This window comes from Comamonas sp. BIGb0152 (assembly GCF_024809975.1).
Classification (GTDB): Bacteria; Pseudomonadota; Gammaproteobacteria; order Burkholderiales; family Burkholderiaceae_C; genus Comamonas.
Genome location: NZ_JANUDY010000005.1, coordinates 207,806 through 220,634, shown reverse-complemented (window position 1 = coordinate 220,634; position 12,829 = coordinate 207,806). Strand labels below are relative to the sequence as shown.

Genomic DNA, 12,829 nt, shown 5'->3' with positions numbered 1-12,829 from the left:
TTATGGCTTGTCGCCAATCTTGAAATTGCGCACCAGCGGCGTGGCGCTTTGCGGCCCGAACCAGGTGTCGTAGATCTTGCCGGCCTGGCCCGTGGACTCCAGCTCACGCAGCGCGGTGTTGACGAAATCGGTCAACGCGGTCTCCCCCCGGGGAATGCCTACGCCAATGTAGTCACTGGAGATGGTGAAGGCCGGCACCTCCCACCTGTCGCGCTCTTTCTTGTCCTTGATGGTGGCCAGCAGCCCCACCAGCTTGGGGCCGTCTTGCGAGATGGCCTGCACATTGCCATTGCGCAGGGCGGTAAACGCAAAAGGCGTGTCGTCATAGGCCACCAGGGTGGCCTGCGGGTGCTTCTCGCGCAGCACGATCTCGTTGGTCGTTCCCTTGTCCACACCGATGCGCAGCTTGTCGAGCTGCTGGGGCGAGGTCAGCGTGCCCTTGGCCGCGATGAACTGCGTGCCCGAGGCAAAGTAGGGCGTGCTAAAGCCCACCTGCTTAGCGCGCTCGTCGGTGATGGTGAAATTGGCCAGCACCAGATCCACCTTGCCTGCCAGCAGCAGCGGCACCCGGTTGGCCGGGTTGGTCGGCACCAGCTGCAGCTTCACGCCCAGGCGCTGCGCAAAGGCCTGCGCATAGTCCACATCCAGGCCCACGATCTTGCGCGTCTTGGGATCGACAAAACCAAACGGTGGATTGGCATCAAAGGCCGCCACGCGCAGCACCCCTGCCTGCTTGATGTCCTGCAGGCGATCGGCCCACACGGCCCCCGATGCCAGTGCTGCCGCAGCAGCGGTCGCCACCATGGCCCATACTTTGTTTTTCATAGCTATGCTTTCTGAGGTCCCTCCCATGCCATGCCGGAGCACCATGCGCCGGCAGGCAAAACGAAGACCGAGGGCCCAGTGTAGAAACGCATACCGTCATTCGACAACGACGTTTTCGTTCAATCGATATGTAGATTTCGCATGTTGGGTCGAACGACAAAGCAGATCGCCCAAAACGCCCAAAAGGCTTTATAAGCTGGGGAGCGCAGCACACCCGATGTCTGCAACTTCCGTCCGATCCCCCAAGAGCCCCCCGCCATGGAGCGCAAAACCACCACCAGCGAACTGCGCGCGCAGTTCTTCCCACGGCTTGTGGCCGCGGGTTTTGTCCGCCAAGGCGATATCGCCCGGCGTGTGCTGGACGGCGGGGGGGTGCATGTCGTCGAGGTCCAGCACCGCCCGCGCAGTGCCGTGTTCCAGGTCAACTTGGGTGCCCATCTGTTGGCCTTGGGCGATGTGGCCGGCGGCGCCATGCCCGCGCCACAAGCCATGCGCGACCACGACTGCGCCTGGCGCGGCTCGGTCATCGCCGGCTTTCGCAACGCCACAGACGCCGAGTTTGCCTACGGCACCAGCGCACAGGATGCGGCCGAATCGGTGGCCTTTCTGGTGGCGGAATGGGAGCGGCAATCCCAGGCCTTTTTTGCCCCGTTCAGCGCCTATCCGGGCTCGTTCCTGGCCGCCGCCCGGCTGGCGGCGCAGGACGCTGAGCGGCACCCTGCCCACCTGCTCAACTGGGCCCGGGTGGCGCTTGTGTTGCAGGAGGCGCCGCTGGCAAAGTCGATTGCGCAAGCCGCGCTGCCCCGGGTGCCGGAGCGCGCTACGTCGCTGCGCGCGAATCTGGAGGGGATCTTGACGGGTTGAGCTGTGAAGCGTTGGGGCGAGCGCTGTCGTGGATCAACACCGCACCTCAGTCATGCACCCTGCCCAGGCGGTTCGCGGCGTCTTGCATGCCTTGGAATATGGCCGTTGACACCGCCTCTGGAAAGTCCGGCGGCAGCTGGGTTTTAACGCGGGCAATCACATCTGGCGTCATCTCCACCACCTGGTCGATGAGCGCTCGCACATCCAAGCCTTGGGGCGAGCGGATGCCATGGCGCTCGCCCACGGCCTCCCAGTGGCGGCGCAGGATCTTGTTCATGTGCCAGTGCGCATTTTTGGAGCGCACGGCCATGGCCATGCGTGCCTTGTGGGGCGACAACTTGCCCGGGCCGGCTCCCAAAATGGGGTAGGCCGAGAGCACGTCATACAGCGGCGTCATCTCGAACACTCCCTGGGGGCGCAAAAAGATGCTGAAGTTCTTGGCATGGCCGTCAGTCGCGCACAGCATCCAAAACAACAGCTGTGCCATAAAGAACTGGAATCGGTCTGTCCTTGCCTTCTTGGAGCTCGCTAGCAAGTCCATGATGGTTTCGATGCTGGGCCCGCCATCACTCTCGTATTTGAGAATGGGAGAGACACCGCTGGCCTGGCACATATCCTCCTGCGGGATCCGTACTAGGACTTTCTCCTTCCAAACGCTCCGGTCAAAGCGCTCAACGGCCAACACCTTCTGGTCTTCAAAGCGCAGCATGTCGCAGTGCGCAATCGGAATCCCAAAGCCGGCCACCAGCTTCGAACACAGCCATTCGTTCTCCACCGAATGGCGCATGTCGATCTGCATATTGCCAATCAGACCTAGCGGCAATTTCAAGATGTGTGAAGTCGGTGTTGCACCCAGGGGCCTGCACCATTGGCCAGCCCAGTAAAGCAGCGCGGTTTTCTCCTGCGCCCCGGCAATCGAGATCCGGAAATCTTCGTCATCCAGACCCCCATCCCCGGACTGCGTCGGGCTCACGACCGCGCGAACAAGGCGTGCAACGTCCGCCTCGCTCAGCACCTCGTACTGCATATCTGGTTCTTCGGGGGGCGCCTCACCAGCGGGCAGGATCTGCAATGCGCCAACGCAGTCTCTGCCAATTTCCCGTAACAGCGCATTGGGGTCTGTAGCGCCTACTTTGTAGCGGCGCGCGATGCGCTCCAAAATCTGCTCGTTGTCTGGCAGCAGATTCTGGAAATAAAAGCGCACGGCCTCGCCTTTGTGCGGACCATTTCCCGGTGTGAAGGGCAGTGACAAGGACAGGGGCCGGCGCAGAGACACATTGCGAACCCAGGCGTCGTCGTACTGCAGAACATCGCTGCCCGCCTCTATACGCCATGTCCCGACACAGTGGCCGTTCATCCACAGGCCCAGGGCTTTGTTATGAGCAACGCTGCGCATGGCTTACCAGCTATCCAGCGTCTGCAGTTCACGGCCTGCGTCTATAGACGTGGCCGGGCGGGCGCGCAGTACCAGATCCACGCCCAAAATGCTCATCAGCTTCATCAAGCGTTCAGCACTGACCGATTCGGCATTGCGCTCCATGGCTGAGACCGTCTGCTGGGTGACCCCCAGACGCATGGCCACATCCGCCTGAGTCAGCTTGGCGGTCTTGCGAAAGGCCTTGAGCAACGTTGGCAGCTGCGCCGTCGTGCGGACTGTGAATTCTTCCATTGCGCGCTCCTCTGCAAACAGCAGAAAAACACACTATACGCTGTATTCTTGATTTACAAAATATAGGCTGTATTCCACAAATACAAGACTTAGTTTGTATTTCTTATTTACAGCCTATACCCTGTATTTACGCCAAATTCGGCGCCAGCGCCCGGCGCAGCACCTCGATGTCCATGCCCCGGCGTTCCGCCATATCCGCCAACTGGTCTTCACCAATCTCGCCGACGTTGAAGTAGACGGCCTCCGGGTAGCCCAGGTAGAAGCCGCTGACGCTGGAGGCCGGGAACATGGCCAGGCTCTCGGTCAGCACCATGCCGACGTCGGCGGCGTCCAGTGCCTTGAACAGGTCGATCTTGGCGGTGTGGTCGGGGCAGGCGGGGTAGCCAGGGGCGGGGCGCACGCCCTGGTATTTTTCCTTGATCAGCTCTGCGTTGCTCAGCGCCTCATCGGCGGCATAGCCCCACAGGTCTTGGCGCACCCGCAGGTGCAGGCATTCGGCAAAGGCTTCGGCCAGGCGGTCGGCCAGGGCCTTGAACATGATGCCGCTGTAGTCGTCCAGCGCAGCTTCAAATTCCTTGTCCTTCTTCTCGGCACCGATGCCAGCGGTCACGGCAAACAGGCCGGCGTAGTCGCCAATGCCCGATTCCTTGCTGGCGACAAAATCGGACAGGCAACGGCTGGGGCGCATCACGTTGTCCACCGCCTGCTTCTCGGTTTGCTGGCGCATGCCATACCAGGTCAGCAGCTCGGTGCTGCGCGACTCGTCGGTGTAGAAAACGATGTCGTCGCCCACCCGGTTGGCGGGGAACAGGCCCATCACACCATTGGCCTGCAGCCAGCGGCCTTCGATGATCTTCTTGAGCATGGCCTGGGCATCGGCCAGCACCTTGCGCGCCTCTACACCCACCACCTCGTCGTCGAGGATCGCCGGATACGGGCCGGCCAGGTCCCAGGTCTGGAAGAACGGGCCCCAGTCGATGTACTGGGCGATCTCGGCCAGGTCAAAGTTCTTGAACACGCGGCGGCCCAGCACGCGGGGCGTCACCGGCGGGTGCGCAGCAAAATCCACCGGGGTGGCATTGGCGCGGGCCTGGGCCAGGGTCCACAGCGGCGTCTTTTTCTTGTTGGCGTGCTGGGTGCGCACCTTGTCGTAGTCGGCCTCCACCTCCTGCAGGTAGCGGTCCTTGTTCTCGCCCAGCAGACTTTGGGCCACGCTCACGCTGCGCGAGGCATCGGGCACGTAAAGCACGGGGCCTTCGTACTTGGGAGCGATCTTCACGGCCGTGTGCACGCGCGAGCAGGTGGCGCCGCCAATCAGCAGCGGAATCTTCTTGATGCGGAAATAGTCGTCCTTGTGCATCTCGCCGGCCACATACTGCATCTCTTCCAGGCTGGGGGTGATCAGGCCCGACAGGCCGATGATGTCCGCGCCTTCGGCCTTGGCACGGGCCAGGATCTCGTGGCAGGGCACCATCACACCCATGTTGATGACCTCGAAGTTGTTGCACTGCAAGACCACGGTGACGATGTTCTTGCCGATGTCGTGCACATCGCCCTTGACGGTGGCGATGACGATCTTGCCCTTGCTCGACACATCAAGACCTGCCGCCTCTTGCTGGCGCTTTTCTTCTTCGATATAGGGCACCAGATGGGCCACGGCCTGCTTCATCACGCGGGCCGATTTAACCACCTGGGGCAAAAACATCTTGCCAGCACCAAACAGGTCGCCGACCACGTTCATGCCATCCATCAACGGACCCTCGATCACATGCAAGGGGCGCCCGCCGCCTTGCACCACGATGGCCTGGTAGGCCTCTTCGGTGTCTTCGGTGATGAAATCGGTGATGCCGTGTACCAGCGCATGCGACAGGCGCTCGCCCACGCTGCGCGGGTGGTCCGGCGTGCCACGCCATTCCAGCTTCTTGCTGTCGTCCTTGGCACCGCTCTTGGCGCTGTCGGCCACTTCGACCAGGCGCTCGCCGGCGTCAGGGCGGCGGTTGAGCACCACGTCTTCCACGCGCTCGCGCAGCACCGGCTCCAGGTCGTCATACACGCCCACCATGCCGGCGTTGACAATGCCCATGTCCATGCCCGCCTGGATCGCGTGGTACAGGAACACGGTGTGGATCGCCTCGCGCACCGGGTCGTTGCCCCGGAAGGAGAACGACACGTTGGACACGCCGCCGCTCACCTTGGCGCCAGGCAGATTTTGCTTGATCCAGCGCGTGGCTTCGATAAAGTCCACGCCGTAGTTGTTGTGCTCTTCGATACCGGTGGCCACGGCAAAGATGTTGGGGTCAAAGATGATGTCCTCGGGCGCAAAACCCACCTCGTCGACCAGGATGCGGTAGGCGCGCTCGCAGATCTCGATCTTGCGCTCGTAGGTATCGGCCTGGCCTTTTTCATCGAAAGCCATCACCACGGCAGCCGCGCCATAGCGCTTAACCAGGCGCGCATGCTTCTTGAACTCGTCCACGCCCTCTTTCATCGAGATGGAGTTGACGATGCCCTTGCCCTGGATGCAGCGCAGACCGGCCTCGATCACCTCCCATTTGGAGCTGTCGACCATGATGGGCACACGGGCGATATCCGGCTCGGACGCGATGAGGTTCAGAAAACGCACCATGGCGGCCTTGCTGTCGAGCATGGCTTCATCCATGTTCACATCAATCACCTGGGCGCCGTTTTCCACCTGCTGGCGCGCAACGGCCAGTGCCTCTTCGTACTGCTCGTTCAGGATCAGGCGCGCAAAGGCCTTGGAGCCGGTGACGTTGGTGCGTTCACCAACGTTGACAAACAGGCTGTCCTCACCGATGAACACGGGCTCCAGGCCCGACAGGCGCATGGGGGGGACGGAAACGGGGGCAGCAGACGCGGACATGGGGCTCACCTGTGAAAACCAGAAAACAGAGACAGAACAGGTGAGCGCCGTTGATGCGGGCCATGCGCGGCATGCCCGTCGGCCTGCCCCAAGCCTGACAGGCCTGCGATGGGGGTACCACCGGCCTGCTGCAGCGCTCCTTGGGACAAGGCCCCGCATTTTAAGCCAGGCCAGGTGCTATAGCACGGGAGGGGGAACTTATCGATAGCCATAAACACCAAGTTCTTTCGTTGGTTATAGCCTTATTCAATTTTAGGATGATTTGACTTTCATCCATATTGCAGCACTTTGCTGGCAAAAACCACCAATCTATAGGTAACACCAGCCTTCTGTATTCAACCAGGTCAAGGCCTGCTATTTGAGGAGAATTCCCTTGCATCTGAGTTTCAGTGCTTACTACACCCTGATCTTTGCCGTTCTCGTGCTCTTGCTCGGCAAGCTACTGACCCGGCACATCCGCTTTCTGCGCGATTTCAACATCCCCGAACCGGTATCGGGCGGCTTGGTCGTGGCCGCCGCCATCTTTGCACTGCACCAGCTCACGGGCCTGACCCTGGCCTTTGCCACCGCGATGCAGACCAGCTTCATGCTGGTGTTCTTTTCATCGATCGGCTTGAGCGCCAACTTTGCCAAGCTGCGCGAAGGCGGCATGGGCCTGGTGCTGTTCCTGGGTGTGATCGCCGCCTTTATCTTTGTGCAAAACGGTGTGGGCGTGGGCCTGGCGACCTTGCTGGGGTTGGATCCGCTGATTGGCCTGGTCGCAGGCTCCATCACCTTGCTGGGCGGCCACGGTACCGCTGGCGCCTGGGGCTCGGTGCTGGAGAACCAATACGGGCTGAGCGGCGCCACAGCGCTGGGTATTGCCTGCGCCACCTTTGGTTTGGTGATTGGCGGCCTCTTGGGCGGCCCGCTGGCCAAGCGCCTGATTACCCGCCACCAGCTGGCCCAGCCGCGCAGCCTGGCCAATGCACCAGCGAGCAACGCTGGCGCCGCCAGCGACGGCCAGGAACCGGCCAACTTTGAAACGCCCAACACGGCCCCCCGCCTGATCACCGCCGAGGCCGCCATCGAAACCCTGGCGCTGTTTGCCGGCTGCCTGGCCTTTGCCGAGTTCATGACCAGCGCCACCCAAGGCACCAAGCTGCAGCTGCCCACCTTTGTCTGGGCACTGGGCGGCGGTGTGGTGATCCGCAATGTGCTCGATTACGGCTTTGGCTTTAAGGTGTTTGACCGCGCCATCGACGTGTTTGGCAATGCCGGCCTGTCCATCTACCTGGCCATTGCGCTGCTGTCGCTCAAGCTCTGGGAGCTGGCTGACCTGGCCGGTCCCCTGATGATCATCCTGGCGGTCCAGACCTTGACCTTGGCCTTGTTCGCCGCCTTTGTGACCTTCCGCATCATGGGCCGCAACTACGATGCAGCCGTGCTGGCCGCCGGCCACTGCGGCTTTGGCATGGGTGCCACCCCCACGGCTGTCGCCAATATGCAGGCCATCACCAGCCAATACGGGCCCTCGCACAAGGCCTTTTTGATCGTGCCGCTGGTGGGCGCCTTCTTTATCGACATCATCAATGCCTTTGTGCTGCAGCTGATGATTGCCTGGCTGCGCTAAGGCAGTGGCCATGTAGAAACGGGGCGTCGTGCTAACACGACGCCCCGTTGCGTTTCAGGCCCGGATTACTGCGCCGATTGCGGCAGGCCAAAGAGGCGGTCAAACGACCAGTTGAAGACAAAGGTGTAGACCAGGAAGAACAGCAGCAGGCCGATGTCCATCACCAGCGCCTCCCAGAGGCTGACCTTGAACCACCAGGCAAACAGGGGGACGAGCATAAAGACGAGGCCACCTTCCATGCCCAGCGCATGCGCAATGCGGCGGCCCACGCTGCGCCCGCGGGTGGGCTGGCGCGCTTCCCAGCGCTCAAACAAATGGTTCCAGACCACATTCCACACAATGGCGATCACGGAAGAGACGGCAGCCACCACGCCTGAATGCGCCGCGCCCTGGCCTGACAAGGCCGACAGGCCAGCGGTGGCCGCGATGATGGCAATGGCCTCGTACAAGGCGACATAGACGACCCGGCGCATGGGCCCTTGCAGAGACAAGGGGCTGTTTTGAATTTTTTGAACGGACATAGGGGCGCTATCTTATGTGTCATCAACTGATAACATAAGTCAGAATCTTTCAGAAAAATTGATACATCAATGCGCAGCGCCTTTGCCCCCTTCGACTCCGACACCATCCAGACCTTGCTGGCGGTGCTCGACCATGGCAGCTTCTCTGCCGCTGCAAGGGCGCTGGGCAAGGTGCCCTCGGCCGTCAGCATGCAGATCGCCCAGCTCGAAGCAGAACTGCAGATGCCGCTGTTCGCGCGCGAGGGCCGGGAGCCCAAGCCGCTGCCTGCCGCATTGGCGCTGGAGCCGCAGGCACGCCTGTTGGCCGCGCAGCTGCAGCAGCTCAATGCCCATGCGCTGGCCTTGGAGCAAGGGCTGGAATCGCGGCTGACGGTGGCCATTGCGCCCGAGCTGGTCTCTGCGCCCTGGGCGGCGCCGTTGGCGGCCTTGGCGCAGGAGTACCCGCAGTTAGCCGTCGAGGTGCTGACCGCCCCCCAGGCCGATGCCTTGACCATGCTGCACAGCGGCCGCGCCCAACTGGCGCTGGTGTTTGAGCGGCCCAGCCTCGACGGGCGCGAAGGTTTTCAGGAGGTGGCGACCGAGACCTTGCTGGCCGTCATCGCCCCCAGCCACCCGCTGATGCAGACGCTGGGCCATGCACCCCAGCCGGGCGACCCGGCCCGGCCCCAGCTGCGCGAGCACCACCTGACCAACACCCGGCAGATCATCGTCGCCAGCCGCGACTGGTCGCTGCGCCACGAACGCCTGGTGTATGCCCGCGATGTCTGGCGCACCGACAACCACCTGGCCGCCTTGCAGATGGTCAGCGCCGGCATTGGCTGGGGCTGGCTGCCCCAGCCGCTGGTGGCGCCGCTGCTGCAATCGGGTGCGCTGGTGGCGATGGAGTTTGCCAACCTCAGCAACGGCGCCCAGCTGTATGTGGATGTGGTCTGGTCCAAAGAGCACCCGATGGGCCTGGCCGCCAAGCGCTTTGTGGCGCTGGTGCAGGCGGCGTCTCAGACGCCACCGTTGCCAGCGAGCGCTTAAGCGCCCTGCGCCTGCTGCGGCGCGGCGGGGGCGGGCGGCAGATCGCGCACATGGATGTCCATCTGCGGGAAGGCCACCGCAATGCCGGCCGCCTTCAGGCGCGCATTGATGCTGCGGTTCAGGTCGTTGCGCACCGGCAGGCGGTCGTCCACCGCGCCCACATAAACGCGCAGCTCAAACTTCTGCCCCTGGCCTTCGAGCGCCATGAACCAGCAGTTTGCCTCGGGCTCGCGCAGCACCTTGGGGTGCTCGGCCGCAATGGCCAGCAGCATGCGCTGCACTTCGGCCGGGTCGCTGCCGTGGGCCACCGATACATCGATGACCAGGCGCGTCACATCGTCGCTCAAGGTCCAGTTCGTCACCTGGCCGGTGATGAAGGTCTTGTTCGGGATGACGATTTCCTGGTTGTCGAAATCCAGCACCGTGGTGGCGCGGGTGCGGATGCGGGTGACGGTGCCCGTGTGCTGGTTGATGGTGATCACATCGCCGACCCGGAAAGGCCGCTCCACCAACAGAATCAGTCCTGAGACAAAGTTCGCAAAAATCTCCTGCAGACCAAAACCCAGACCCACGGTCAGCGCGGCGGCCATCCACTGCAGCTGGCTCCAGCGCAGGCCCAGCAGGGACAGCGCGCTCACCGTGCCGGCGATGGTGATGGTGTAGCGCGCCAAGGTGGCCATGGTGTAGCGGTCCGAGCTGCTGATGCGCCGCGTGCCCGAGAACACCACCTCGACCAGGCCCGGCAGGTTGCGCGTCAGGCTGAAGGTCATCAGCAAGATCAGCGCGCTGATCAGCAGGTCCATCAGGCTCACCGGCGCGGGGCGGGCAATGCCGCCGGCCTCCGTATTGGTGGTGTACCAGAGCACCACGCCTTCAAAACGCAGCAGCGCCGGCAGCACCGGCGACCAGGCGTAGACCAGGCTCAGGGCCACCAGCACGCGCTGCAGCAGGCCCAGCAGGCGGTGCGCCTGCGTGCTCACCGTCACCAAGGCCATCTGGCTTTGCTCGTCGTTCGTATTGCTGTTGGCCAAGGGCGCCGTGCCCGTGCCGGCATCGGTGGCGGCCGCTGCATTGGCCGCCTGGCGCTGCAGCGCCGCTGCGCGCAGCCGGTTGAGCGCCAGCCGGCGCTCGCCCAGCAGCAGCCAGCGCCGCAGCAGACTGACCAGCACCTCCGCCGCCGCCAGGAACACAAAGCTGCTGAGCAGCGCCTGGATCACCTCGGTAGCGGTGTAGACATAGCCCAGCGCAATGCCCACCAAGGTGACGGCCAGCACCAGCAGCGCCGCCACGCTCACCACCTGGCTCCAGCGCAGACCCGGGCGCTGCTTGAGGATGCTTTGCCGCAGGTAGCGGAAAGCCATCCAGGCCAGGCCCAAGGTCAGCACCAGCAGGCACATGCGGCCCCAGGTGCTGATGGCCGAGTCATCGTGGCTGAAAAACGCCAGCCCGCCCAGCAGATCGATGGGCACGATCAGCCAGGTCGCGCGCAGCACCATCTGGCGCAGCACCTGCACCCGCTCGCGCGGCCAGCCAAAGTGCGCCACCGCCAGCCCGCAGGGGCGGAACAGCACATTGAGCAAGGTCACCACAAACACAAAGGCGCTCAGCTGCTCCAGCGCCTGGCCCAGCGGCTCCAGCGCCACGGGCGCTGCCGTCGACTGCAGCAGCACCCCCAGCGCTGCGGTGGCAAAACTCCAGGGCAGCGCATACAGCAGGCTCCAGCCCAGCGCCATCAAGGTCAGGCCAAAGTGGTCGCGCGAGAAATTGTCCACCTGCTCGGCAATGGCCTGCAGCTTTTGCAAGGCATAGCGGCGCAGGCCCAGCAGCAGCAAAACACCGGCAAAGATGCCGGCATAGATCCAGAGGTTGCGCAGCACGCTGGCGCCCAGCACGCGCGCGGTGTTCCAGGGCGAGGCGCTGGCGCCCTGCTCCAGGCCGTCCGAGCTGCGCAGCACCGTGCGCCATTCGTCCAGCCAGGCACCGCCCATGGCCAGGTGGCTGGGGAACCACAGCAGTTCCTTGTCCATCACCTGGCGCAAAGCACTGCCATTCTTCAAGGTGGACTGCAGCGCGGCATCGGTCTGCTCCAGCACAGCAATGCGCCGCAGCAGCAAGGGCTGCAGCTGGTCGATCAGCGCGGCCTGCTTGGTCCACAAGGCCGTGCTTTGGGCGCTGCCACGCGTGGTCATACCCGCCCCGTCGCGCCCACTGACAACGGCTGCCGAGCCATTGAGGTCAAAGCGCCGCTCACTGGCATTGAACAGCGCCAAGCGCAGCTCGGCCAGCTGTCGCAAGGTCGCCTTGCGCCGCGCCTGGATGGTGTTGGCCGTCGGCAGGGCCACCCGCTGCTTCCACAGCCACTGGCCCACCGATGCGCTACCGCCCAGGCGCAGGCGCGCCTGCGTGTCGCGCAGTGCGGCAGACAGCTGGCTTTGGCGGTACTCGTCGCTCGCCAGTGCCTGGCGCTCTTGCACCAGGCGGTTGTTGTGCATCAGGATCTGGTCCGCCAGGCTGGTGTTTTGCTGCGCCAGCTCGCGCAGGGCCGGTGCCGCTTCGGCCACCTCGCTTTCGGCCGCCTGGGTCTGCTGCACCTGCTGCTCCAGCTGCTGGCGCGCGCGGTCGGCAATGCGCTGGTTCAGCCAAGCCACCCGTGGCGTGCGTTCCAGCAGCTCGCGGCGCTGGGTTTGCAGCTGCACATCCAACAGGCGCTGGCGGGTTTCGATGGTGGATTGCTCTTCCTGGCGCAGGGCCAGCTCTTGCCTGGCACGGCGGTTTTCGGCGTTGCGCCGCAGCTGGCGGGCCTGGGTCAGCGCCGCTGATTCACCGGGCTCTGCCGTCACCGGCAGGGCGCTGTCCTGCACCCGCTGCTGCAAGGTGGCCAGATCGCTGCGCCCGCCGCCCGGTTGGGCCACCAGGTTGGCCTGTTCGGCTGCGGATTTCTCGATACCGGACTTGAGCGCGGCAATCGCCTCACGCTCATCGCTCAGCAGGCGCTCCAGCACTTCCTGGCTGGCATTGGCGGGCACCCGCTCTTCCCAGCGCGCCTGGATCTGGCCCAGCTCCCTGTCGCTCAGCGGCGCGGGCGGCGCCACCGCCGGCGCCTGCACGCGGCTGCGCAGGCGTTCGAGCGACTGCGCCAGCGCATCGGCCTCTTGCTCGGCCGTGCTGGCCGCCTCGCGCTGCGCCTGGATGGCGCGCTCCTCATCGGTGCCACTGCTGCTGGACGTGCTGCCGCCCAAGCCCGCCAGCGACGTCAGTGACTGTGCGGCCGCCCCCGATGCCAGGGACAGCAGGCAGGTGCACAGCAGCAGCCACAGGGCCGGCAGCCACCAGCGTGGCAGGCCCTGGCGGGCAGAAAAAGAGAGGGGGAAGGCTCGCATCGGCACAGTGTATCGGTATGCGCCATGCCCCATGGCTAGGACAAGGGCGCT

At 63.9% G+C, this 12,829-nt stretch carries 9 protein-coding genes and 1 riboswitch; of the genes, 3 read left to right on the top strand and 6 right to left on the bottom strand.

Annotated features, from left to right (window positions below; genetic code table 11):
* Nucleotides 1-825, bottom strand: coding sequence for an ABC transporter substrate-binding protein (locus M2375_RS11950; protein ID WP_404979317.1), 825 nt, complete (start codon nt 823-825; stop codon nt 1-3).
* A gap of 258 nt (nt 826-1,083) precedes the next feature.
* On the opposite strand from M2375_RS11950, the gene M2375_RS11945 reads away from it, so the two are divergent.
* The gene (locus tag M2375_RS11945; protein ID WP_259166957.1) at nt 1,084-1,689 is read left to right on the top strand and encodes a DUF4304 domain-containing protein; all 606 of its coding nucleotides are present in this window, start codon (nt 1,084-1,086) and stop codon (nt 1,687-1,689) included.
* Between the two features lie 46 nt (nt 1,690-1,735).
* Here the strand turns inward: M2375_RS11945 and M2375_RS11940 are convergent, their stop codons facing one another.
* The 3 genes from M2375_RS11940 to metH form a co-directional block, all read right to left on the bottom strand.
* Nucleotides 1,736-3,085 carry a type II toxin-antitoxin system HipA family toxin gene (locus tag M2375_RS11940; protein ID WP_259166955.1) on the bottom strand — a complete coding sequence of 450 codons (1,350 nt, stop codon included), beginning with the start codon at nt 3,083-3,085 and terminating at the stop codon, nt 1,736-1,738.
* A gap of 3 nt (nt 3,086-3,088) precedes the next feature.
* Nucleotides 3,089-3,358 carry a helix-turn-helix domain-containing protein gene (locus tag M2375_RS11935; RefSeq protein WP_259166953.1) on the bottom strand — a complete coding sequence of 90 codons (270 nt, stop codon included), beginning with the start codon at nt 3,356-3,358 and terminating at the stop codon, nt 3,089-3,091.
* 127 nt (nt 3,359-3,485) lie between these two features.
* Nucleotides 3,486-6,239 carry a methionine synthase gene (gene metH / locus M2375_RS11930; protein WP_259166951.1) on the bottom strand — a complete coding sequence of 918 codons (2,754 nt, stop codon included), beginning with the start codon at nt 6,237-6,239 and terminating at the stop codon, nt 3,486-3,488.
* A 35-nt stretch (nt 6,240-6,274) separates the two neighbouring features.
* Nucleotides 6,275-6,387: riboswitch (S-adenosyl-L-homocysteine riboswitch) on the bottom strand.
* A 225-nt stretch (nt 6,388-6,612) separates the two neighbouring features.
* Between metH and gltS the strand changes: the two genes are divergently transcribed.
* Nucleotides 6,613-7,851 carry a sodium/glutamate symporter gene (gene gltS / locus M2375_RS11925; protein WP_259166940.1) on the top strand — a complete coding sequence of 413 codons (1,239 nt, stop codon included), beginning with the start codon at nt 6,613-6,615 and terminating at the stop codon, nt 7,849-7,851.
* A 65-nt stretch (nt 7,852-7,916) separates the two neighbouring features.
* On the opposite strand, the gene M2375_RS11920 is transcribed toward gltS, so the two are convergent.
* Entirely contained in the window at nt 7,917-8,372 is a 456-nt protein-coding gene (locus tag M2375_RS11920; protein ID WP_259166936.1) for a PACE efflux transporter, read from the bottom strand.
* A 69-nt stretch (nt 8,373-8,441) separates the two neighbouring features.
* Here M2375_RS11920 and M2375_RS11915 point away from each other — a divergent pair, with 69 nt between their 5' ends.
* Nucleotides 8,442-9,398 carry a LysR family transcriptional regulator gene (locus M2375_RS11915; RefSeq protein WP_259166934.1) on the top strand — a complete coding sequence of 319 codons (957 nt, stop codon included), beginning with the start codon at nt 8,442-8,444 and terminating at the stop codon, nt 9,396-9,398.
* Here M2375_RS11915 and M2375_RS11910 read toward each other — a convergent pair.
* Nucleotides 9,395-12,778, bottom strand: coding sequence for a mechanosensitive ion channel domain-containing protein (locus tag M2375_RS11910; RefSeq protein WP_259166933.1), 3,384 nt, complete (start codon nt 12,776-12,778; stop codon nt 9,395-9,397). The genes M2375_RS11915 and M2375_RS11910 overlap by 4 nt on opposite strands.
* Nucleotides 12,779-12,829 lie beyond the last annotated feature (51 nt).